This is a genomic window from Pseudomonas sp. WS 5059, assembly GCF_012985525.1.
GTDB lineage: Bacteria > Pseudomonadota > Gammaproteobacteria > Pseudomonadales > Pseudomonadaceae > Aquipseudomonas.
In genome coordinates, this window is sequence record NZ_JAAQWO010000016.1 from 1 (window position 1) to 24,765 (window position 24,765).

Annotated in this window: 10 protein-coding genes, 2 tRNA genes and 4 rRNA genes; 9 read left to right on the forward strand and 7 right to left on the reverse strand. The window is 57.7% G+C overall.

The annotated features are described in order from the left end of the window. The first annotated feature begins 242 nt into the window (after positions 1 to 242). The 7 genes from HBO12_RS27950 (at position 243) to HBO12_RS27980 (ending at position 7,825) form a co-directional block, all read left to right on the forward strand. Positions 243 to 1,779: ribosomal RNA gene (locus HBO12_RS27950) — 16S ribosomal RNA — on the forward strand. Between the two features lie 82 nt (positions 1,780 to 1,861). After that, positions 1,862 to 1,938 (forward strand) — tRNA-Ile (locus tag HBO12_RS27955). A gap of 30 nt (positions 1,939 to 1,968) precedes the next feature. Then, a tRNA-Ala gene (locus tag HBO12_RS27960) sits at positions 1,969 to 2,044 on the forward strand. A 248-nt stretch (positions 2,045 to 2,292) separates the two neighbouring features. After that, positions 2,293 to 5,186: ribosomal RNA gene (locus tag HBO12_RS27965) — 23S ribosomal RNA — on the forward strand. Positions 5,187 to 5,340: 154 nt separating this feature from the next. After that, positions 5,341 to 5,456 (forward strand): 5S ribosomal RNA (gene rrf, locus HBO12_RS27970). Positions 5,457 to 5,565: 109 nt separating this feature from the next. After that, positions 5,566 to 5,681: ribosomal RNA gene (rrf, locus tag HBO12_RS27975) — 5S ribosomal RNA — on the forward strand. The 16S, 23S and 5S rRNA genes sit together here with 2 tRNA genes alongside, the layout of an rRNA operon. A gap of 263 nt (positions 5,682 to 5,944) precedes the next feature. Then, the gene (locus HBO12_RS27980) at positions 5,945 to 7,825 is read left to right on the forward strand and encodes a methyl-accepting chemotaxis protein (RefSeq protein WP_169957157.1); all 1,881 of its coding nucleotides are present in this window, start codon (positions 5,945 to 5,947) and stop codon (positions 7,823 to 7,825) included. A 52-nt stretch (positions 7,826 to 7,877) separates the two neighbouring features. Here the strand turns inward: HBO12_RS27980 and HBO12_RS27985 are convergent, their stop codons facing one another. The 5 genes from HBO12_RS27985 to HBO12_RS28005 all read right to left on the reverse strand — a co-directional run bounded on the left by HBO12_RS27985 (position 7,878) and on the right by HBO12_RS28005 (position 14,717). Continuing rightward, positions 7,878 to 8,339: an SRPBCC family protein gene (locus HBO12_RS27985; RefSeq protein ID WP_170043802.1), complete on the reverse strand. Its 462-nt coding sequence runs from the start codon at positions 8,337 to 8,339 to the stop codon at positions 7,878 to 7,880. A gap of 22 nt (positions 8,340 to 8,361) precedes the next feature. Next, on the reverse strand, positions 8,362 to 11,751 hold the full coding sequence (locus HBO12_RS27990; protein WP_170043803.1) for an amino acid adenylation domain-containing protein: 3,390 nt from the start codon (positions 11,749 to 11,751) through the stop codon (positions 8,362 to 8,364). Next, positions 11,748 to 12,695, reverse strand: coding sequence for a diiron oxygenase (locus HBO12_RS27995; protein ID WP_170043804.1), 948 nt, complete (start codon positions 12,693 to 12,695; stop codon positions 11,748 to 11,750). The genes HBO12_RS27990 and HBO12_RS27995 overlap by 4 nt, the downstream gene beginning before the upstream one ends. Continuing rightward, entirely contained in the window at positions 12,692 to 13,462 is a 771-nt protein-coding gene (locus HBO12_RS28000) for a DUF3050 domain-containing protein (RefSeq protein WP_169957163.1), read from the reverse strand. Before HBO12_RS28000 ends, HBO12_RS27995 begins: the two co-directional genes overlap by 4 nt. Before the next feature lie 544 nt (positions 13,463 to 14,006). Next, positions 14,007 to 14,717: a GntR family transcriptional regulator gene (locus tag HBO12_RS28005; RefSeq protein WP_170043805.1), complete on the reverse strand. Its 711-nt coding sequence runs from the start codon at positions 14,715 to 14,717 to the stop codon at positions 14,007 to 14,009. A gap of 266 nt (positions 14,718 to 14,983) precedes the next feature. Here HBO12_RS28005 and lapG point away from each other — a divergent pair, with 266 nt between their 5' ends. Together lapG and lapD are read left to right on the forward strand one after the other, a co-directional pair. Then, a complete protein-coding gene (gene lapG / locus HBO12_RS28010; protein WP_169957166.1) occupies positions 14,984 to 15,676 on the forward strand; it encodes a cysteine protease LapG in 693 nt (230 codons plus the stop codon). 14 nt (positions 15,677 to 15,690) lie between these two features. Then, entirely contained in the window at positions 15,691 to 17,637 is a 1,947-nt protein-coding gene (lapD, locus tag HBO12_RS28015; RefSeq protein WP_170043806.1) for a cyclic di-GMP receptor LapD, read from the forward strand. A gap of 14 nt (positions 17,638 to 17,651) precedes the next feature. Here the strand turns inward: lapD and HBO12_RS28020 are convergent, their stop codons facing one another. Next, complete coding sequence (locus HBO12_RS28020) at positions 17,652 to 17,990, reverse strand: hypothetical protein (protein ID WP_029300706.1); 339 nt, start codon at positions 17,988 to 17,990, stop codon at positions 17,652 to 17,654. Between the two features lie 160 nt (positions 17,991 to 18,150). After that, positions 18,151 to 24,765, reverse strand: a 6,615-nt coding sequence (locus HBO12_RS28265; RefSeq protein ID WP_262377095.1) for an immunoglobulin-like domain-containing protein, incomplete at its 5' end; no start/stop codon positions are given.

A 24,765-nucleotide genomic window follows, 5' to 3' on the forward strand; every position in this document is an offset into this window, starting at 1 on the left:
CTTCTGAAAATAATCACTTGACAGCAAATGAGGCTGCTGTAGAATGCGCGCCTCGGTTGAGACGAAAGATCTTAACCAACCGCTCTTTAACAACTGAATCAAGCAATTCGTGTGGGTGCTTGTGGAGTCAGACTGATAGTCAACAAGATTATCAGCATCACAAGTTACTCCGCGAGAAATCAAAGATGTAACCAACGATTGCTGAGCCAAGTTTAGGGTTTCTTAAAAACCCAAAGATGTTTGAACTGAAGAGTTTGATCATGGCTCAGATTGAACGCTGGCGGCAGGCCTAACACATGCAAGTCGAGCGGTAGAGAGAAGCTTGCTTCTCTTGAGAGCGGCGGACGGGTGAGTAATGCCTAGGAATCTGCCTGGTAGTGGGGGATAACGTTCGGAAACGGACGCTAATACCGCATACGTCCTACGGGAGAAAGCAGGGGACCTTCGGGCCTTGCGCTATCAGATGAGCCTAGGTCGGATTAGCTAGTTGGTGGGGTAATGGCTCACCAAGGCGACGATCCGTAACTGGTCTGAGAGGATGATCAGTCACACTGGAACTGAGACACGGTCCAGACTCCTACGGGAGGCAGCAGTGGGGAATATTGGACAATGGGCGAAAGCCTGATCCAGCCATGCCGCGTGTGTGAAGAAGGTCTTCGGATTGTAAAGCACTTTAAGTTGGGAGGAAGGGTTGTAGATTAATACTCTGCAATTTTGACGTTACCGACAGAATAAGCACCGGCTAACTCTGTGCCAGCAGCCGCGGTAATACAGAGGGTGCAAGCGTTAATCGGAATTACTGGGCGTAAAGCGCGCGTAGGTGGTTAGTTAAGTTGGATGTGAAATCCCCGGGCTCAACCTGGGAACTGCATTCAAAACTGACTGACTAGAGTATGGTAGAGGGTGGTGGAATTTCCTGTGTAGCGGTGAAATGCGTAGATATAGGAAGGAACACCAGTGGCGAAGGCGACCACCTGGACTGATACTGACACTGAGGTGCGAAAGCGTGGGGAGCAAACAGGATTAGATACCCTGGTAGTCCACGCCGTAAACGATGTCAACTAGCCGTTGGGAGCCTTGAGCTCTTAGTGGCGCAGCTAACGCATTAAGTTGACCGCCTGGGGAGTACGGCCGCAAGGTTAAAACTCAAATGAATTGACGGGGGCCCGCACAAGCGGTGGAGCATGTGGTTTAATTCGAAGCAACGCGAAGAACCTTACCAGGCCTTGACATCCAATGAACTTTCTAGAGATAGATTGGTGCCTTCGGGAACATTGAGACAGGTGCTGCATGGCTGTCGTCAGCTCGTGTCGTGAGATGTTGGGTTAAGTCCCGTAACGAGCGCAACCCTTGTCCTTAGTTACCAGCACGTAATGGTGGGCACTCTAAGGAGACTGCCGGTGACAAACCGGAGGAAGGTGGGGATGACGTCAAGTCATCATGGCCCTTACGGCCTGGGCTACACACGTGCTACAATGGTCGGTACAGAGGGTTGCCAAGCCGCGAGGTGGAGCTAATCCCACAAAACCGATCGTAGTCCGGATCGCAGTCTGCAACTCGACTGCGTGAAGTCGGAATCGCTAGTAATCGCGAATCAGAATGTCGCGGTGAATACGTTCCCGGGCCTTGTACACACCGCCCGTCACACCATGGGAGTGGGTTGCACCAGAAGTAGCTAGTCTAACCTTCGGGAGGACGGTTACCACGGTGTGATTCATGACTGGGGTGAAGTCGTAACAAGGTAGCCGTAGGGGAACCTGCGGCTGGATCACCTCCTTAATCGACGACATCAGCTGCTCCATAAGTTCCCACACGAATTGCTTGATTCATTGAAGAAGACGAAAAGAAGCAGCCCGAAATTGGGTCTGTAGCTCAGTTGGTTAGAGCGCACCCCTGATAAGGGTGAGGTCGGCAGTTCGAATCTGCCCAGACCCACCAATTTTGTGTGGGAAACGCCTGTAGAAATACGGGGCCATAGCTCAGCTGGGAGAGCGCCTGCCTTGCACGCAGGAGGTCAACGGTTCGATCCCGTTTGGCTCCACCACTACTGCTTCTGTTTGTATAAAGCTTAGAAATGAGCATTCCATCGTTGCGATGGTGAATGTTGATTTCTAGTCTTTGACTAGTTCGTTCTTTAAAAATTTGGGTATGTGATAGAAAGATAGACTGAACGTTACTTTCACTGGTAACGGATCAGGCTAAGGTAAAATTTGTGAGTTACTCAAATTGAGTATTATCGAATTTTCGGCGAATGTCGTCTTCACAGTATAACCAGATTGCTTGGGGTTATATGGTCAAGTGAAGAAGCGCATACGGTGGATGCCTTGGCAGTCAGAGGCGATGAAAGACGTGGTAGCCTGCGAAAAGCTTCGGGGAGTCGGCAAACAGACTTTGATCCGGAGATGTCTGAATGGGGGAACCCAGCCATCATAAGATGGTTATCTTAAGCTGAATACATAGGCTTAAGAGGCGAACCAGGGGAACTGAAACATCTAAGTACCCTGAGGAAAAGAAATCAACCGAGATTCCCTTAGTAGTGGCGAGCGAACGGGGACTAGCCCTTAAGTGGCTTTGAGATTAGCGGAACGCTCTGGAAAGTGCGGCCATAGTGGGTGATAGCCCTGTACGCGAAAATCTCTTAGTCATGAAATCGAGTAGGACGGAGCACGAGAAACTTTGTCTGAATATGGGGGGACCATCCTCCAAGGCTAAATACTACTGACTGACCGATAGTGAACTAGTACCGTGAGGGAAAGGCGAAAAGAACCCCGGAGAGGGGAGTGAAATAGATCCTGAAACCGTATGCGTACAAGCAGTGGGAGCCCACTTTGTTGGGTGACTGCGTACCTTTTGTATAATGGGTCAGCGACTTATTTTCAGTGGCGAGCTTAACCGAATAGGGGAGGCGTAGCGAAAGCGAGTCTTAATAGGGCGTCTAGTCGCTGGGAATAGACCCGAAACCGGGCGATCTATCCATGGGCAGGTTGAAGGTTGGGTAACACTAACTGGAGGACCGAACCGACTACCGTTGAAAAGTTAGCGGATGACCTGTGGATCGGAGTGAAAGGCTAATCAAGCTCGGAGATAGCTGGTTCTCCTCGAAAGCTATTTAGGTAGCGCCTCATGTATCACTGTAGGGGGTAGAGCACTGTTTCGGCTAGGGGGTCATCCCGACTTACCAAACCGATGCAAACTCCGAATACCTACAAGTGCCGAGCATGGGAGACACACGGCGGGTGCTAACGTCCGTCGTGAAAAGGGAAACAACCCAGACCGTCAGCTAAGGTCCCAAAGTTATGGTTAAGTGGGAAACGATGTGGGAAGGCTTAGACAGCTAGGAGGTTGGCTTAGAAGCAGCCACCCTTTAAAGAAAGCGTAATAGCTCACTAGTCGAGTCGGCCTGCGCGGAAGATGTAACGGGGCTCAAACCATACACCGAAGCTACGGGTATCACCTTCGGGTGATGCGGTAGAGGAGCGTTCTGTAAGCCTGTGAAGGTGAGTTGAGAAGCTTGCTGGAGGTATCAGAAGTGCGAATGCTGACATGAGTAACGACAATGGGTGTGAAAAACACCCACGCCGAAAGACCAAGGTTTCCTGCGCAACGTTAATCGACGCAGGGTTAGTCGGTCCCTAAGGCGAGGCTGAAAAGCGTAGTCGATGGAAAACAGGTTAATATTCCTGTACTTCTGGTTATTGCGATGGAGGGACGGAGAAGGCTAGGCCAGCTTGGCGTTGGTTGTCCAAGTTTAAGGTGGTAGGCTGGAATCTTAGGTAAATCCGGGATTCTAAGGCCGAGAGCTGATGACGAGTTACCCTTTGGGTGACGAAGTGGTTGATGCCATGCTTCCAAGAAAAGCTTCTAAGCTTCAGGTAACCAGGAACCGTACCCCAAACCGACACAGGTGGTTGGGTAGAGAATACCAAGGCGCTTGAGAGAACTCGGGTGAAGGAACTAGGCAAAATGGCACCGTAACTTCGGGAGAAGGTGCGCCGGTGAGGGTGAAGGACTTGCTCCGTAAGCTCATGCCGGTCGAAGATACCAGGCCGCTGCGACTGTTTATTAAAAACACAGCACTCTGCAAACACGAAAGTGGACGTATAGGGTGTGACGCCTGCCCGGTGCCGGAAGGTTAATTGATGGGGTTAGCTAACGCGAAGCTCTTGATCGAAGCCCCGGTAAACGGCGGCCGTAACTATAACGGTCCTAAGGTAGCGAAATTCCTTGTCGGGTAAGTTCCGACCTGCACGAATGGCGTAACGATGGCGGCGCTGTCTCCACCCGAGACTCAGTGAAATTGAAATCGCTGTGAAGATGCAGTGTATCCGCGGCTAGACGGAAAGACCCCGTGAACCTTTACTATAGCTTTGCACTGGACTTTGAATTTGCTTGTGTAGGATAGGTGGGAGGCTTTGAAGCGTGGACGCCAGTTCGCGTGGAGCCAACCTTGAAATACCACCCTGGCAACTTTGAGGTTCTAACTCAGGTCCGTTATCCGGATCGAGGACAGTGTATGGTGGGTAGTTTGACTGGGGCGGTCTCCTCCTAAAGAGTAACGGAGGAGTACGAAGGTGCGCTCAGACCGGTCGGAAATCGGTCGTAGAGTATAAAGGCAAAAGCGCGCTTGACTGCGAGACAGACACGTCGAGCAGGTACGAAAGTAGGTCTTAGTGATCCGGTGGTTCTGTATGGAAGGGCCATCGCTCAACGGATAAAAGGTACTCCGGGGATAACAGGCTGATACCGCCCAAGAGTTCATATCGACGGCGGTGTTTGGCACCTCGATGTCGGCTCATCACATCCTGGGGCTGAAGCCGGTCCCAAGGGTATGGCTGTTCGCCATTTAAAGTGGTACGCGAGCTGGGTTTAGAACGTCGTGAGACAGTTCGGTCCCTATCTGCCGTGGACGTTTGAGATTTGAGAGGGGCTGCTCCTAGTACGAGAGGACCGGAGTGGACGAACCTCTGGTGTTCCGGTTGTCACGCCAGTGGCATTGCCGGGTAGCTATGTTCGGAATAGATAACCGCTGAAAGCATCTAAGCGGGAAACTAGCCTCAAGATGAGATCTCACTGGAACCTTGAGTTCCCTGAAGGGCCGTCGAAGACTACGACGTTGATAGGTTGGGTGTGTAAGCGCTGTGAGGCGTTGAGCTAACCAATACTAATTGCCCGTGAGGCTTGACCATATAACACCCAAGCAATTTGTTTCTCGAAAGAGCATCAGATTGCGGTGTGTGAAGACGAAATGAACCGAAAGTTCGAATCTCACAAAACACCGAAAGCTGTCACATACCCAATTTGCTGAAGCGAGGCACTTGCCACGACTCAGTACCCGAATTTCTTGACGACCATAGAGCATTGGAACCACCTGATCCCATCCCGAACTCAGCAGTGAAACGATGCATCGCCGATGGTAGTGTGGGGTTTCCCCATGTGAGAGTAGGTCATCGTCAAGATTAAATTCCAAAACCCCTGTTTGCTAACGCAGACAGGGGTTTTGTTTATGTAGAAGTCCATGAATTTCACCGGACCGTTGCTAGCGCAACGCTCTGGTACACAGAATTTCTTGACGACCATAGAGCATTGGAACCACCTGATCCCATCCCGAACTCAGCAGTGAAACGATGCATCGCCGATGGTAGTGTGGGGTTTCCCCATGTGAGAGTAGGTCATCGTCAAGATTGAATTCCGAAACCCCCGTCTGCTAGCGCAGACGGGGGTTTTGTCGTTCTGGGGACCTAAGTGTCCAATCCTGACCGCCTGTCGGCTTCTTACATAAAAAGAAGATGTATCCCACAAATTCCTAAGATTTATCCAGCCTTGGCCGAAAGCCTGATGAGCCATGCGTGCACCGAAATAGAGCGGTCGTAGAGTCCGCCTATACCGTACATGGAACGTTGCATTCGGCACGCTCACCCCCTTTTGGCAAAAAGAAGTCGATGAAATGAATCTCAAGTTCAGTCATAAAATTCTGTTGGCCGCGTCAGGCGTCGTGGTTTTGGCCTTCGCGCTGTTTACGTTGTACAACGACTACCTGCAGCGCAATACCATCAGGCAAAACCTGGAGTCATCTATCCAGCAGTCGGGTGACCTGACTGCCAGCAGTGTGCAGAACTGGCTCAGTGGCCGGGTGCTGGTCCTGGAGAACCTTGCGCAGAACGTTGCTCACCAAGGCAGCAATGCCGACCTCCCCGGCCTGGTTGATCAACCGGCGTTCACCTCGAACTTCCAGTTCACCTACGTCGGTTCAACCAACGGTGTCTTCACCCAGCGTCCTGACGCGAAAATGCCTGATGGCTACGATCCGCGTCAGCGCCCTTGGTACAAGCAAGCGGTCGCTGCCGACAAACCCATGCTGACCCCGCCTTATATGGCCGCCGTCGGTGGTTTGATCGTCACCATCGCGATGCCGGTCAAGAAAAATGGTGAGCTGTTGGGTGTAGTGGGTGGCGACTTGAGCCTGCAAACCTTGGTGAAGATCATCAACTCGGTGGACTTCGGCGGGATTGGCCACGCGTTCCTGGTCAGCGGCGATGGGCAGGTGATTGTCAGTCCTGACCAAGAACAGGTAATGAAAAACCTCAAGGATATCTATCCGGGCAGCACCGTCCGTATTGAGAAGATCAACCAGGATGTGGTCCTCAATGGCCAGGACCGCATCCTGTCCTTCACCCCGATCAGCGGCTTGCCTGGTGCGGACTGGTACATAGGGCTGTCGATCGATAAAGACAAAGCCTACGCCCCCCTAAGTAAGTTCCGCACCTCCGCCTTGATCGCAATGTTCATTGCCGTCACTGCAATTGCCGTATTGCTGAGCCTGTTGATCCAGGTGCTGATGCGCCCGCTGACCACCATGGGTCGCGCCATGCAAGACATTGCCCAGGGCGAGGGCGACCTGACCCGCCGCCTGGTCGTGGAAAGCAAAGATGAATTCGGGGAGCTGGGTAGTGCGTTCAACCAGTTTGTCGAGCGTATCCATGCCTCGATCAGCGAAGTGTCCTCGGCGACCAGGCATGTACACGATCTTTCCCAGCGCGTGATGGCATCGTCCAACGCTTCGATCATCGGTTCTGACGAGCAGAGCGCCCGTACCAACAGCGTTGCCGCGGCCATTAACGAACTGGGTGCCGCCACCCAGGAAATCGCCCGTAACGCCGCTGACGCCTCGCAACACGCCAGTGGCGCCAGCGAGCAAGCCGATGACGGTCGCCAGGTCGTAGAGAAAACCATCCTGGCGATGTCCGAGTTGTCGCAGAAGATCAGCCTGTCCTGCACGCAGATCGAAACCTTGAATGCCAGTACCGACAACATTGGCCATATCCTCGATGTGATCAAAGGCATCTCCCAGCAAACCAACCTGCTGGCCCTCAACGCCGCTATTGAAGCCGCCCGTGCTGGTGAAGCCGGCCGTGGTTTTGCCGTGGTGGCTGACGAAGTGCGCAACCTGGCCCACCGTACCCAGGAGTCGGCAGAGGAGATCCACAAGATGATCACCTCGTTGCAGATCGGCTCACGCGAAGCCGTGACCACGATGAATGCCAGCCAGGTGTCCAGCGAAGAAAGCGTCGAGGTTGCCAACCAGGCCGGTGAACGCTTGATCAGCGTGACCCAGCGTATCGTCGAGATCGACGGCATGAACCAGTCGGTGGCCGCTGCCACCGAGGAGCAGACCGCCGTGGTGGAGACGCTCAATGTTGATATCAACCAGATCAACCTGCTGAACCAACAAGGTGTGGCCAACCTCAACGAGACCTTGAAAGACTGTGACGCGCTGTCACAACAAGCCAATCGCTTGAAGCAACTGGTCGACAGTTTCAAGATCTGATCACCCTGCCAGTCAATGTGGCGCAGTGCAGCAATGTACTGCGCCATTTTTTTCAGCCAAGCAGTCGGCGCACGTTATCCAGTGCACTGTCGGCGAAGGCCTGGATGAATTGTTCAAATCCCTCTTTGTCGCTGGCATCAACGGGTTCGGCGATGATGGTCCAGGTCACCCGCGCCTGATTCTCCCCCAGCGACTCAACGCTCATTGCGGCCCACAGCCGGGCCACGCCCAAGGTGTTATAGATCGTCGTCCAGGTCATGTGCATCGCCTGCGCATCGTGGCTATTGAGCTGTTCCACGACCACATTGCCGTCGTGGAAGCATTTCTTGCGCAGCGATCCCACACCGCTGCCGATCATCGTGATACTTGCCAGGGCAGGGATGAACGCGTCAAAGCCTGCGAAGCGACCCACGACCCCCCACAGGTTGACGGCGCTGCAGGCAATCGCCACAGATGACACCACAGGCCTGCCCACGGGGTTTTGGATCAACGTATCGGGTTGCAGCTGTCTCATAATTTTTTCCCTGGTGGCGGTGTCACAGAAAGCCGATGGCATTGAGGTACTGGCACCCTCTGCGTAACAGCGCGGGTGCTTTTTCGGGGTATTGCATGCCCATCTGCTCGACGCCATAGCGTGCGTTCTCGTGGCGAATCATCGAGATATCGCCAATGTCTTCTCCCAGCCCATTGAGGTAAAACCCGAGCACGCCAAACAGGGCATTCTCGCGACCCACTTCACCTAGCTGGTGTTGCCAATCCGCCACGCTTACCAATTCGAACGCATGACCTGCCTGGCGGAACGACTCCACGTAGGTTTCCCACCGCAGTGGCTGCGGATTGTGCAGGTTGAACACGCTGCGCTCGGCAACGCAGTTGCCACTGTGGAAGGCAATGAACTGCGCCAGGAAATCCACCGGCATCAGGTCGAAGTTCAAGCCCAGGCGTGGCACCCGGCCCAGCTGCAGCGAGCCCTTGAGCATCAGCATCAGGCGGTTTTTGTGTGGTTGGCAGACGCCGTTGCGGCTATTGAAACTGATGTTCCCGGGGCGATAGATGTTGATCCAGGCGCCTTGCCCCGCAGCGCGCCCCAAGAGGCGTTCAGCCACCCATTTGGAAAGGTTGTAGCCGTTCTTGATGTAGAGCGGCGGGGTACTTGCCGCAGGCGCTTCAAGCACCTGCCCGTCGGCTCCGACGCTGCTTGATGCGGATAATGTGGAGACAAAATTGAGCACCTTCTTACAGTGGGTTTCGCACAGTCGCAGGCACTCAAGCACCGGTTCCACGTTGTCCTTGGCCAGCGATGCGTAGTCCATGACGTGATTGACGTGGGCCGCGCTGTGTATCAGCACCCCGTACTGGCGGGCGAGGTGTTCATAGACATGGGCCTCAAGCCCCAGGCGAGGTCGGCGCAGGTCGGTGGCGTACACCCGCACGCGGCTCAGGTCCAGGTGTTCCAGGCGGTATTCACGCAACGCCTCGGCAAACCGTGTAGCGGCTGATTGCCCTGGGTTTTCGCGCACCAGGCAGGCGACTTCTGTCGCTCCGGCCATCAGCAAGGCCTCGACGATGTGCACACCCAAAAAGCTGTTGGCGCCGGTCACGATCGCCTTGTGGCGATTGCCCGCGCGCGCTCCTGGCAACAGGCTTATGTCCAGCGCGCGTAGCGCGTCGCTGATCGCCCGGTCGCTGGGGGCAGCACCTGGCAGGCTATCGCTCATCAACGCGGCGAGGGTCTGCACCGTTGGCGCTTCGATAAACCGGTTGAGGGGCAGGCTGCGCCCGTACAACTCGCGAATCCGCAGGAGCATGGTTGAAAGCAGAATGGAGTGACCGCCGAGATGGAAAAAGCTGTCGTCAGTCGACATCTCGTCGACCGGCAACCCCAGCAGTTCACTCCACAGGCCCAGCAATTGCCCTTCCAGCGGTGTTTGGGGGTGGCGTTGAGGGTTTTCCGAGACGGCTTGAACCGTCAGCGCCAGTAAGGCCTGGCGGTCAACCTTGCCATTGCTGCCAGAGGGCAGGCTCGTCAGCTCTGTGCACACGGTCGGCTGCATATAGTCCGGCAGCATTTGCCTGGCATGTTGCTTGAGCGCGGCCAGGGCTGCGCCCGAACCATTGGGATCAGGCTGTGCCACAAACGCCAGGACCCGTCGATCACGGTCAATCACCACCGCGACCTGGCGAAACAGCTGGCTGGCGCGCAAGCACTGCTCGATCTCTTGGGGCTCGACCCGAAAACCACGGATCTTCACCTGCTGGTCCTGGCGCCCGACCAGCGCGATACCCTCGGCCGTCCATTTCGCCATGTCGCCCGTGCGGTACGCGTGCAAGGCCTGGCCGTCAGGCAGCCCAAGGCGCACAAAGTGCTCGGCGGTCTGGCGTGGCTGGTTCAGATACCCAAGGCTCACCCCGGGGCCGACGATATACACCTCGCCAACTACCTGGTCCTCGACCGGCTGGCGCTGCTCGTCGAGGATCAGCACCTGGCTGTTGGCGATGGGTATGCCGAGGTTGAGGTTGCTGTCGTCAGCCTGCATCCGACGGCTGCTGACCAGCACTGTGGCTTCCGTCGGGCCATAGAGGTTGTGCAAGGCGCATTGCCCGGCCATCTGCCGGATGACATGGGGCTCACAGATATCACCGCCGGTCAGCAGGTGTTGCAGGCCCAACGGTCGGTCCATTGGCAGCAGGCTCAACAGCGCCGGCGGCAGGAAGGCATGGGTGACGCGCTGTTGCTGGATCAGTTCAACCAACTGGAGTGGGTCACGACGCTGTTCTTCACTGGGAACAATCAGGGTCGCGCCCTGGTTCAGGGCTGGAAAGAGATCGACCAGCGAAGAGTCGAAACTCACGGACGAAAATTGCAGTACACGGCTGTGCTCGCTGAGTTCGACATGCTGGCTGTACCACGCCGAAAAATGCGCCAGGTTTTGCTGGCTGAGCAACACCCCCTTGGGCTGGCCGGTAGTGCCCGAGGTGTAAAGCACCATGCTGGCGCTATCAGCCGTGGGCGAGGTGAGCGCCAAGGGGCAATTGTCGTCCACGTGCTGGCTGTCCATGCGGCTGACGTCCACCGCCATGAAATGCTTGCGCAAGGGATGTTGGCCATCATCGAGCAACACCACGGCCCCGGCGTTTTCCAGCATGGCTCGTTGGCGCGGCAGCGGGTGGCCCGGCTCGAGCGGCAGATACACCGCGCCGCAACCCAGGGTCGCCAGAATGCTGGCGTACAACTCGATCGACTTGCCCAGGCAGATCCCGACCACGGGCGCCGGCCCCGGCCCGAGCAAGGGTTGTAGAACCTGCCGGATGGCCAGGCTGTGTCGCAACAGCTGTCGATAGCTCAGGCTAAGCCCGGCAATCTCCAGGGCCGGCCGATCGGCGAAGACCCGCAAGCTCTGCTCCAACTGTTTGATCAGCGGCGTCCGGGCTTTTTGCAGGAGCACCGGGTCAGCGGTCCGGTTGAGGCGATGCAGGTAGGCCAGTCCTTCCAGGCCTTGCAGGCTCTGCTCGGCAAACGTGGCGGCGCTAGCACGTTGTGTGAAGTGCCCGGGGTTGCGCGAAAAGCCGCTGACCTGCAGCGCGACCCACTCGACCAGGCGCGTCACTGCCTGGCGTCGCAGTCGTTGGCCGTTGCCACAGGCTGGCGGTGTCAGGTCCAGCGCGGCCAGCAGCTGGCGTGTGCGGTCATAGCAGCGTATTTGCAGGGCTGGCAGGCCACACTCACTCATCGGGCCGATGCACAGGCGCAGGCTCATCCTGGTCACGCCGGCCAGTTCCTGGGCGAGGGGCTGGGTGCCATCTTCAATCAGCAAGTCGATTGCCGGCGCCTGCGCGGCAAGGTCATGCCCATAGGGTTGCAGTGCCTGCCCCAGTTCATGCAAGGCCGCACTGCTACCGACCAGGCTAATCCCAAGGCGTCTCATGACTGGCCCCCGGCTGCCGGCAGGTAGGCACTCAACGCATGGGCGACACACGAGGTTTGCAGCAACCCGCTGCGGCGCAGGAACCCCATGATGTTGCCGATCAGCGGGTGCTGGCGGGTGATGGGAAAGGCCGGGGTCTGTACCTCGACCCGCAGCGCCTGGCGAGTGTGCGCCGGCACATCCAGATGTTCGATCAACAGTCGGTCGAAGTCACTTTGCAGGTCATTGGTCAAATAGTGTTGCAGGAACACCGGCAGGGTTCGGGCGATGCCGTCGCGATCCTCTTCGCTTGCCGTTTGCCAGTAGAGCCTTACCAGGCAGGTCCAGAAGCTGGCGTGGCGGCCCTCGTCAGCCAGGTGGTCGGCCATCAGGCCCCGGACCGACTGCTTGACGCCGTCATCCTTGGCAAACGCCGCCACGTCATGGGTGACCGTGTTCTCGGCAATCGCCACGCACACCAGCTCCACCGCATCACGCAGATGCGCCGGTGCCTGGGCCTGAGCGATGGGGATGGCACGGCTCAACTCGATGGCGGCCGGTAGCGGCAGCGGGGCAATACCTGTCTTTTCCTGCGTTTGCTGCATGAAGTCCAGGGCAACGAGGGCGTGATAATCCTCATCGACCACCACGGTCATGGCGTCGTAGCGGCACGCGGTAGGGAAGGGGATTGAAAAACGATTCTTGGCGATGCTCCGTGCGGTTCTATCGACGATCTCGGTCTCAAAGATCACCACGTCGTTGAGGAATTTGTAGAGCGTCTGCACCAGCACAAAATCGCGCCACTGCGGGCAGTGCTCGAGAAAACCCGCACTGAGTACCAGCGGTTGGCGACACAGGGGGTAGATCAACTTGTCGTCATCTTCCAGCAGGCGTCGCGGGCGAGTGCGGATAGTCGCCTGATGCTCCCAGTCGGCTGCGAACGAGCGATAGTCGAGGGCGTTCACAGGCTCACCTCCTGGCGGCCTGCGTGCTGGCGCAGGCCGTCCCACAAGGCAATGCGGCTCTCTACGGCGCTGAGGGCGGCGTTCCAGGCCTGTTGTTCGAGCACCGGGTCCGCCAGTGTCAGGCGTCGGAGCAGGCGCTCTGCGGCCGGCTCATGGCCCTCAGCGTCCAGCTCGATGTGGCGCTGGAGGTAGTAGCACAAGCTGGGGGCCTGCCGGTGGGCGACGTCGCTGCCCTGCAGGATGCGCTTGAACATCGCCGGGATGACGCTTTCCCGGCCATGCAGGAAGGTCGCGGCTACACAGTGGGTCGGGGCGTTCAGGGCGACGTCCAGGGTGTGCCGCACAAAGCGCTCTACCGCAGGATCAAGCGTGATCTGCGCCAAGGCACTGTCGAGGCTTGCACCCTCTCGCTGCAACGCGATGAAGCGTTCGATGGTGGTGGTGCAGGCCCCTACCTCGCGCATTGCCTCCAGGTACAGTTCGAAGTGACTGCTATGCCCGTCGCCCAGGCGCAGGTCCGATTCCTCGTCGAGGACAATTTCGTTGATCAGCCGCGCGGCCTGCGGGTCCGCCGGCGGGAGCCAGGGCAGGCGCACGCAGGTCAGGTCCTGTTGCAGGCGTTTGGTCAGGGTCATGAAGTCCCAGACGGCGAAAATATGGTTCTGCATAAAGTGCTGTAACTGCGGGAAAGAGTTGATTTCCAGGAAAATCGGATGTTCATGTAGTTGCAGTTTTTTTTGTCTGAGTAGTTCTTGGAGTTGAAACATGCTTAATGCCTATAAGTCGTTATGCCGACTCAAATAAAAAGGTTGTTTAGAACCAAGTGTGCATTACAGGTAAGTGTTGCGTCGCGCAGTCATGGGAATGACACGGCTGGCTTGGTTATCCGGCAAGCAACAAGTAGTGACAAAGCAACTTAGACTTATTGGATAGTTTGTCGTCCACAGCCGTGCCTAAGCCTGTGCCTACGCTTTCGACTGAAGTGCCAAGACCAATTAAAGGATAATCACTTGGTTAAGTATTCAAATACTTTAAGAGTTGTATAAGGTTTTTTTGCAGGAAGGAATGTTTCGTAGTCGAGCTTACTGTTCGATGTGAGAACTTTCCTCCTTGTTTGCAGGTTTTAAATTATTGGACTTAATGACCAGGCTTAAATCCGCTTTTGCATTTGCAATGCTGGATGTTTCCTGACGGTCAATGTCGAGTCGGTTGCCGGAGCGGCCAAGGGGTGACGGCAGCAGAGGCCGGCTTTGGACGTGTGCGGCGCCTGGCAATCCAGGTCGCGCACGTAGCGGCTAAAGCCGGGAGAAATCAACGCGCCCCTTTGTCGTTCTCCTGCTCGAGGCCGTTCAGGTAGTGAGTGATCACTTCCATCCCGCGCATGAGGTGATTGCGCAGGGTCAGTACACTTTCCTCGACCTTTTTCTGCGCGACCAGGGTGAGCAACTCGCGATGGTCCTCTTGGGAAGTTTCGCCCAGCCCCATGGCTTCGAGGTTGAAACGCAGGAACCGCTCCTCCTCGTTCAGCCCGTGCTCTACCAGGTTCAACAACCGCTGGTTGGGAGCCCTGCCATACAATGCCATGTGAAACAGGCGGTTGAGCCGGCCGATTTCGTTGTAGTCGGTTTCGTGCTCAAGGGTGTCGATCAAGGCACCCGCCTGCTCGATATCACTTGTGCCCAGCAATGGGATCGACAAGCGCAGCGCCTCCGACTCCAGGAGAATTCGCAGGGCGTAGGTTTCCGCCGAGTTATCTTCAATCAGCGGGGCGACCACGGCGCCTTTATGGGTGACAACATGCAGCAGCGACTGGGCTTCCAGCTGGCGCAGGGCCTCGCGCACCGGCATACGGCTGACTCCGAACAGGCTGGCCAGCTCTTGCTGGCGCATGGCGGTGCCGCAGGGCAGGCGGCCATCCAGTATGGCGTTGCGCAATGTTTCTTCAATAACGGAGCGGGCGAGGTGAGCGGGAATGGGCCCACTGATCTTGATGCTGCTCAAAGGGTTCGGCTTGTGCGTCACGACTACGCTATCCTCCTTTCTTGTTGGAATGGGTTTTGGCTAATTGGATCCAAAGAACACTAGAGATTGCATGCAGGCTTGTCAAACAGGCAAGGTTTCCCTTTGTAAGCGACTCAACAGCGCGGTTTTTCATCGCACATTATGGCTTGCTGGCGTCTTACAAGGCGCGATTGCTTAAGCTCAGTGATTGCACCGTGCCATTGTCTTTTGCCGACCGACCCTTCACCATCGATTGATTCTCCGTCTCTTTCTACGGACTGAAGCCATTGGCGGTACGTTTTACTCCCTCGCGGATCCTGTGCTGGTTGTTTTCAGCGCTGCTGCTGGCTGGCTTGTTGCCTGGCGGGCTGCATGCCGATTGGGATTTCTCCCAGATCAGCCGGCGTGCCACCACGCTCTATGGGCCACTGGGCGCGGGCCAGCAGCGTATCGATGACTGGCAGCGGCTGCTGGCCACGCAAAAACAAGGCAGCGAGCTGGAGCAGCTCAAGGTGGTCAACCTGTTCTTCAACAAACGGGTGCGCTATGTCGAAGACATCGACCTGTGGAACCAGGTCGATTACTGGGAAACGCCCATCGAAGCCCTGTGGAAGGGCGCCGGCGACTGTGAAGACTATGCCATCGCCAAATATTTCAGCCTCCGGCACCTGGGTGTCTCCAGCGACAAATTGCGCATTACCTACGTCAAGGCATTGCGGCAGAATCGCGCCCATATGGTCTTGACCTATTATTCGACGCCAGAGGCCATGCCGCTGGTGCTCGACAGCCTGATCGACGAAATCCAGCCTGCCAGCCAACGGACCGACTTGCTGCCGGTCTACTCCTTCAACGCCGAAGGTTTGTACCTGCCGGGCGCCAAGGGCAACAAAAAGGTCGGCGACACCAAGCGCCTGTCGCGCTGGCAGGATGTGCTGAAAAAAATGCGTGCGGAAGGCTTCCCAGCCGAGCCGGCCAACTAGGAGTAACTGTTCAGATGTCACTGTTCAAACAGCTGTTGATCGCTATCTGTCTGTTCCTGGTGGTCGCTTTCAGCGGCAGCTTCATGGTCAGCCTGGAAAGCTCGCGTACCCAATACGTGAACCAGTTGCGCTCCCACGCGCAGGATGCGGCGACCGCCCTGGCGCTGTCCCTGACGCCCAATATCGACGACCCGGCGATGGTCGAGCTGCTGGTCAGCTCGATCTTCGACAGCGGTTATTACGCCAGCATCCGCGTGATCGACGTGACCAATGACCAGGTCATCGTCGAGCGCAGCGGCATCCCCGACAATAACGGCGTGCCCAACTGGTTCGTCAAGATGATCGGCCTGGAGCCGGCCGGTGGCGACGCCCTGGTCAGCCGTGGCTGGGAGCAGGCGGCGCGGGTCGAGGTGGTCAGCCATCCGATGTTCGCCCTGGCCAAGCTGTGGCAGAGCGCCCTGGGCAGCCTCGGCTGGCTGCTGTTGTGCGGCGCCGTCAGTGCGGTGCTGGGCGCGTTGTTGCTGCGCCGCCAGCTCAAGCCTTTGGACTACATGGTCAAGCAGTCCCACGCCATTGCCCGCCGCGAGTTCCTGAGCCTGCCGGATTTGCCGCGCACCCCGGAACTGCGCCGCGTGGTGCAGGCGATGAACCAGATGGTGGAAAAGCTCAAGGCGCTATTCCAGGAACAGGCCGAGCGCAGCGAAAAGCTGCGGGTGGAGTCCTATCAGGACAACCTCACAGGCCTGGCCAACCGTCGCTATTTCGAGATGCAACTCAACGCGCGGGTCAGCAACCCCGAAGAGACCAGTTCAGGCTACTTGCTGGTGCTGCGGGTCAAGGACCTGGCCGGCCTCAACCAGCGCCTCGGCGGCCAGCGTACCGACCAACTGCTGCAGGCGGTTGGCGAGCAACTGTTGCGCCAGTGCGAGCCGTACCCGGAAACCCACAACCTGGTCACCCGAATCCGCGGTGGCGAATTCGCCGTGCTGGCGCCGGGGCTGATGCGTGAAGAGGCGTTGCAGCTGGCGCAGAACCTGGAAAGCACCTTGCAAAGCCTGCAAGCCACCGGTGCCAGTGATGTGTCGCCGGTCGCTTGTATTGGCCTGGCGCCTTTCAATCACGGTGATTCGCCGCAAGCCCTGCTGACCCTGGCCGACCAGGCGCTGGCCCAGGCCGAGACCCTGGGGGATGTCAGCTGGGTGTGCCTGGACCACAGCGCGGCCGCCAGCGTCGGCGACGATCACCATGCCTGGCACACACTGCTGGACCAGGCGCTGACCCAACAACGCTTCGAGCTGTACTTCCAGCCGGTAGTGGCCACTCAGGATCCGCAACTGATCCTGCATTACAAAGTCCTCTCGCGGCTGGTCGACGACCAGGGTCATACCATCCCCGCCGGGCGCTTCCTGCCTTGGCTTGAGCGCTTTGGCTGGTCGGCGCGCCTAGACCAGGTGATGCTGGAACTGGTGCTCAAACAGATGGCCAGCCATGAGCAGTCGCTGGCCCTGAACCTGTCTGCGGCCACGCTGGCAGACCCGCAAGCGCTGAACCGCGTCTTCGACCTGCTGCGTCAGCATTCCAACCTGGGCCCGCGCCTGACCCTGGAAATCGGTGAAGAGCAACTGCCTGAACAGGCCGTGCTGGAGCAGTTGACCCAGCGTCTGCGGGAACTGAATTTTTCCCTCAGCCTGCAACGCTTTGGCGGACGCTTCAGCATGATCGGCAACCTGGCGCGCCTGGGCCTGGCCTACCTGAAGATCGATGGCAGCTACATCCGCGACATCGACCAGGAAAGCGACAAGCGCCTGTTTATCGAAGCCATCCAGCGCGCAGCCCACAGCATCGACTTGCCGCTGATTGCCGAGCGGGTCGAAACCGAAGGTGAGTTGCAGGTGATTCGCGAGATGGGGATTTTTGGCGTGCAGGGCCAGCTGTTTGGCGAGCCGGCGCCCTGGCGCTGAGGCCGTGGCCGGCCTCAGATCAGGCCGGTCTCATCATCATTGATCAGGTGGCTCAGGCCACCCAGTGATTCCCGTGCGTTGCTACGGTCCTTGAGCTTGGCTTGGGCAGCCACCGGCAGGTCCGTGAGGTTGATCACGCCTTTTTGGATCAGCACCTGAATCAAGTCTTCCAGCACCCGGATCATCTCCGAGTCACTGTGCTTGAGCTGCTTGAGGCTCAGCTCCGCTTCTTCATTGGCAAACCAGGCCTGGATCTCATGATGATCCGCGGGCAGGGTGCCGGTCGATTCGGCGAAGGCAACCGCTTCGGCGCGAATCAGCTCACCCTGTGCATCACGTTGCACGTAGAACATTGAACATCCCTCATGAGGAGAACTGACGACAGCCTGTCAGCAGCATAGGCCAACGGAGCGCGATTGGGCGTGAGTATGCCGTGCAATCGTTGCCCCATGCCAGCGAACGGTGGCCGCAAATGAATCGGCCGCCTCAAGAGGCGGCCGGGTCATTGGTTCATTAGGTGTGATCGACCTTGATGGTCGGGTCAGCACCACTGATCAACGAATTGATCGTCTGCCCGGACCAGTTGTTACCTTCCAGCTTGATCGTCACATCCGCGTTGGCCAGGCCGCCGGCAGCGTTGAGCTTGCCTTCGGAACTGATCTGCAGCGTGGTCACGTTATCCACCGTGGTCAACTTCAGGAAGTTGTCGATGGTGCTGTCGGTTTCACCCTTGAGCAGGTCGCGCAGGTCGATACGGTCGCCTTCCGAGGCCTTGAAGTCCTTGATCACGTCGTTGCCGACGTCACCGGATCTCCAGACGAAGGTATCGGCACCGGTACCGCCGATCAGGATGTCATTGCCCTGGCCGCCGATCAGCGTGTCGTTACCCGTGCCGCCCAGCAGGATGTCGTTGCCCTTGCCCCCGTCCAGGTAGTCGTTGCCGCCCTGGCCGAACAGGATGTCATCACCCGAGCCACCCAGCAGGGTGTCATTACCGTCCTTGGCACCCGAGGTGTTGAACTCGTTGTAGTGCTCGGTGATGTACTTGTGCACATCCTGGCCGGTGACGGCAGCAACCGCCACGCCGTTTTTCCCTGCCACGTAGGACTGGATAGCGTTGTAGCCCTCGCCGGTAATGCCCGGGAAGCTCACCAGGTCGCCAAACAGGATGTCGTTGCCGTCACCCCCATCGACACGGTCGGCACCCGGCAGGGTGGCTTCGCTGCTACCGAGGATGGCGTTGGCCAGATCCTTGGGATCGATGTTGGCTTGTGGCTTGTTATCGCTGTCGTACGGTTTCAACTGATCCAGGCTGACGCCACTGTTGAGGCCGATGGCTTCGACACCGCCGGTGGACAGGCCCTTGAGCAGTGCAAATGCGCTATTGGAGTTGGCGGTGGTGGCGGTGTCGGTATAGTTGCCATAACCGTCGCGCACCGACAGCTCAAAAGTGCCATCCCCTTGGGCGTGGATGACTCCCGGGTTGTACTGCGACCAGCCCCCGTTGTTGATCCAGAGCGTCATTTTCCCGACAGCATCAATATCAATCAGGTGAGTCGAGTCGATAGTGATCCTGGTGGCGGTGCCTAAGGTGTAGTTGTTCATGTTGACGACATCATCCAGCCTGACGTTGCCGTACAAGGTCGGGTTGCCCTGCTCGCTGCGTTGGTAGTACGTCGGCTGGCCATCGGTGATGAAGTACGTTGTGTTGATTGCGCCAGTGTTACTGGTCGCCTTGGCACTGTTGAAGAAGTTGGATGCGGCCTTGAACACGTCTTCGTAGTTGGTCCCGCCTTCAGACACCATCGAGTCCAGGACTTTCTGCAGGGCAGCCAGGGCACCTGGGTCTTTCAGGTTGACCGTAACGGTCTGGTTGACTTGGGTATCGAAGTCCGCCAGGAAGATGTTCACGGTGCCAGAGGTGCTGGAGCCGATACTGTTTTTCAGTGAGTTGAACACGGTGGTCAGCGAGGCTTTCGCCGCCGCCACCGAGTCGTCGCCCATACTGCCCGACGTATCGATCATGAACGCGATGTTATAGTTCTTGCCCTGGACCACGTTCAGGCCCGAAACGTCCGCCACAATGATGTCGTTGCCACTGGTACCGCTGACGTTGTCATCGCCCGAAGTCGCCGTGCTCCCGCTGTAGGTTGCCGGGTACACCTTGACCGGCAGATTCGCCACGGTTTGGGCAGAGCCGCCGAGGCTTTCGGTGGAGGTCGAGGTCACGGTCAGGTTGTACTGGCCGCTGGTGTAAGGCAGTGGCTTGAGGCTCAGGTTGTTGAGGTTCCAACCGGTGACGTCCACCTCGGTATGGCCCTGGGTCGCGGTGAAGGTATGCCCGGCACCATCGCTGAGCACTGCGCCCACCGGGATGCTGCCAATCTTCACGCTCAGGGTTTCCGAACCGTCGGTATCGGTCAGGCCGGTGGTGACCTTGGTCAGTTTGACCGTGCCGTTTTCCAGCCCTTCGTTGAGCTTGTACGCGTCGTAGTAGCCCTGGCCGTTGGTGCCGTGCAGGTCAGATACCTGCGCGCCGGCGCTGATCAGGTCGTTGATGCCGGTGTAGATCGGCATCGTGGTGTTGCTCAGGTTGGTTGCGGTGCCACCGTTGACCGACAGCTTGAGATCAAAGCTGCCCGGACCTGATTGGTTGGCATGGTAGATATCAATGCTGTAGTAGCCGTTGCTGGTCGGGGTGAACGTACCGTTGAACTGGCCGGAGTTGGAGCCCCAGGTACCGCTGGCCACATCTTTGCCGCCGATATTGACCAGGATGCTGTCATCGCCGTAGCCGCTGAAGGTGTACGACTTGCCGGCTTCCAGGTAGATCAGGCCGGAGGTCTTCGAGCCGGCACCGCCAGGCACATCTGCAGTAGGTAGGACGGTGGTCGAAACCGTCGTGCTGGTTGGCGTGCCGGCGTTATCGATGGCGTTTTTCAACACGGTCGGCGAGGCGCCGTTGCCGTTGGTGCCCAGGTTCGCAATGCTGTTCCAGCTCTGCTTGGTCAGGCCGACCGACGCAATGTTGTTATCGGCAACGCTCAAGGTCGGCGCATCTGCAACCGGGGTGATGTCGACTTTCACGGTGGTGCTGGTGCCCAGGTCCTTGCCATCGGTTGGCTGGAACTTGAACTGTGCGTAGTCCGCCTGCTTGTTGCCCACACCCGTGCCGCCGTAGCCGTCGGCTCCGGATTCGTTGGCGTTTGGCGTGAAGCGCAACTGGCCGCCGTCGATCTGCGCCTTGGTGAAGGTCTGGCCGGCGGTCACGTTGGTCCAGGTCGTGCCGTCCGCTGCCAGGTACTGCAGCTTGCCGGCCACCGGCAGCTCGGTGATTTTCACCCCGAGGCTGGCCTGCGGGGAATCCACATCGGTGACCCCAAAGTTGGCCCAGGTCAGCTTCAGCGGCGTGTCTTCGGTACCGGTGACGGCACTGCCAGTGGCAACCGGTGCGTCGTTGACCGCCACTACGTTGACCGTGGTAGTCGCCACGTTCGAGTAGTTGCCGCCATCGGTCACGGTCACGGTGATGGTCCGTGGCGTGGTGCTTGGGTCTTCGCTGCTGTTGCTGAACGTGATGTTCTTGATCTGCAACATGTAGTCAGCCAGCGACGCCGTACCGGTGAGGGTCAGGGTGATCTTGCCGGTGACCGGGTCCGTGACCGGGGTCACGGTAATGCCCGGGACGCTGGTGTAGCTCAACGAATCGTTCGGCTGAGTATTGGTCAGCACCACCGTGGCGCCCGTCAGCTGGGTGCTGTCCGGGTCGGTGATGCGGATGTCGGTGTCAGCAATCGACACGCCAGTGCCGCCTTCGGTGAACGTGGTCTTGAAGTCGTTACCGGTGGCGCCGCTGGAGTTGTTGGCGTCCAGGTCGATGGCCGGTGGTGCGTCGTTGTCGATGATCGACGTTTCGATTTTACCGTTGGTGGTGCTGATAGCCAGGTTCTCGAAATTGCCGCCGGAGGTCCCGGAGATACTGATCTCGAACTTCTCCGTAGGCTCGGTCAGCTTGTCGTCGATGGTCTTGATATCGAACGTCGCGCTGCTTTGGCCGGCCGGAATCTTCACGGTGTACACGCCGTTGAAGTCCGAACCGTCCTGGGCCACGCCTTTATACGAGAGCGTCACCGTGACTTCGGTGGCTGCCGGCTGGGTCAGGTTCAGCGTGTAGTGAGCGGTCTGGCCTTCGGTAACCGAGGTATCGCCCGCGATGGTGATCACGGTGTCGTTCGTCACGTCCGTTACCTTGGTAACCACTGGCGTGCCGACCGGGATCAGGTTTTCATACTTGTCGCCACCGCTGACCACACTAGTGATCTTGGCGGAAATGTCCTTGGCGCCGATGTAGAAATCATTCGGCGCGGTGAAGTTGGCAGTGCTGCTGGTCTTGCCATTACCGATGGTAATGATCAAGTTGTTGTCCAGCTTGATCACCAGGTCGGAACCCACGTTGGTCACGGCCACGCCGTTCTTGTCTACCAAACTTGCGGTGTAGACGATCTGGCCGCCCTCGGCGACGCTGGTGGTGGCTGTCAGCACAACCTTCACATCGTCGATCGTGTCGTTGATCTGCGTCGTTGCGCCATCGCCTGCAACCACGAGCTTCTCGAAGTTGCCACCGTCGGTACCGGTGATCTTGACGGTCTGGGTGCTCTTGTCGATGAACACGTCATCGCCTGGGGCATCCACTGTCACGGTGCCGACGGTTTCACCGGCCTTGATGGTGATGGTTTGTTTGTTGTCGAGGGTCAGGGTGACGTCGGTGTCAGCCTTGTTGCTCAAGGTGGCGGTGTAGGTGATCTTGCCGCCTTCGTTGACGGCGCTTGGCGCGGTCAGGGTGACGGTGGTGGTGTTATCGGTGCCTGGGGTATCAGTGACAGTCGTGGTGACCTTGTCGGTATTTGGAACCAGGTTTTCGAAGTGCGCGCCACCGGCGACTTCTTTAATGCCGGTAGTGACAGTCTGGTCGCCTTTGTAGACGTCGTCCGGCGCTACAACCGAAACGGTACCGCTCGACTTGTCCACACCGATGGTGATGACCTGGTTGTTATCCAGAGTCACAGTCACAGGGCTGGTGATGTTGGTTACCGGCGCACCGTTCTTATCCACCAAGGTGGCGGTGTAGACGATCTGGCCGCCTTCACCGACAGTTTTGGTCGCGGTCAGGATCACATCGACTTTGTCGATGGTGTCGTTGATCTGCGTCGTTGCACCGTTGCCCGCAACCACGAGTTTTTCGAAGTTGCCGCCGTCAGTGCCGGTGATCTTGACGGTCTGGGTGCTCTTGTCGATGAACACGTCATCGCCTGGAGCATCCACTGTCACGGTGCCGACAGTTTCACCGGCTTTGATGGTGATGGTTTGCTTGTTGTCGAGTGTCAGGGTGACGTCGGTATCCGCTTTATTAGAAAGCGTGGCGGTGTAGGTGATTTTCCCACCTTCACTCACTTCCGACGGAGCAGTCAGGGTCACTGTCGTGGTGTTATCAGTGCCCGGTGTGTCGGTCACGACGGTGGTGACTTTATCGGTACCTGGAACCAGATTTTCAAAGTGCTCGCCACCGGCGACTTCTTTAATGCCGGTAGTGACAGTCTGGTCGCCTTTGTAGACGTCGTCCGGCGCTACAACCGAAACGGTACCGCTCGACTTGTCCACACCGATGGTGATGACCTGGTTGTTATCCAAGGTGATGGTCAGCGGACCCGTGGTGTTAGTGACGGGTGCGCCGTTTTTATCCACAAGGGTAGCGGTGTAGACGATCTGGCCGCCTTCACCGACAGTTTTGGTCGCGGTCAGCACCACATCGACCTTGTCGATGGTGTCGTTGATGGTGGTAGTCGCGCCATCGCCTGCAACCACGAGTTTTTCGAAGTTGCCACCGTCAGTGCCGGTGATCTGGACTGTTTGGGTGCTCTTATCGATGAACACGTCATCGCCTGGGGCATCCACTGTCACGGTGCCGACGGTTTCGCCAGCCTTGATGGTGATGGTTTGCTTGTTATCGAGCGTCAGGGTGACGTCGGTGTCAGCCTTGTTGCTCAAGGTGGCGGTGTAGGTGATTTTTCCACCCTCACTCACTTCCGACGGAGCTGTCAGGGTCACAGTTGTAGTGTTATCGGTGCCCGGTGTGTCGGTCACGACGGTGGTGACTTTATCAGTGCCCGGAACCAGATTTTCAAAGTGCTCGCCACCGGCGACTTCTTTAATGCCGGTAGTAACGGTCTGGTCGCCTTTGTAGACGTCGTCCGGAGCCACAACCGAAACAGTCCCGCTCGACTTGTCCACACCGATGGTGATGACCTGGTTGTTATCCAGGGTGATGGTCAGCGGACCCGTGGTGTTAGTGACGGGTGCGCCGTTTTTATCCACAAGGGTGGCGGTGTAGACGATCTGGCCGCCTTCACCGACAGTTTTGGTCGCGGTCAGCACCACATCGACCTTGTCGATGGTGTCGTTGATGGTGGTAGTCGCGCCATCGCCTGCAACCACGAGTTTTTCGAAGTTGCCACCGTCAGTGCCGGTGATCTGGACTGTTTGGGTGCTCTTATCGATGAACACGTCATCGCCTGGGGCATCCACTGTCACGGTGCCGACGGTTTCGCCAGCCTTGATGGTGATGGTTTGCTTGTTATCGAGCGTCAGGGTGACGTCGGTGTCAGCCTTGTTGCTCAAGGTGGCGGTGTAGGTGATTTTTCCACCCTCACTCACTTCCGACGGAGCTGTCAGGGTCACAGTTGTAGTGTTATCGGTGCCCGGTGTGTCGGTCACGACGGTGGTGACTTTATCAGTGCCCGGAACCAGATTTTCAAAGTGCTCGCCACCGGCGACTTCTTTAATGCCGGTAGTAACGGTCTGGTCGCCTTTGTAGACGTCGTCCGGAGCCACAACCGAAACAGTCCCGCTCGACTTGTCCACACCGATGGTGATGACCTGGTTGTTATCCAGGGTGATGGTCAGCGGACCCGTGGTGTTAGTGACGGGTGCGCCGTTTTTATCCACAAGGGTGGCGGTGTAGACGATCTGGCCGCCTTCACCGACAGTTTTGGTCGCGGTCAGCACCACATCGACCTTGTCGATGGTGTCGTTGATGGTGGTAGTCGCGCCATCGCCTGCAACCACGAGTTT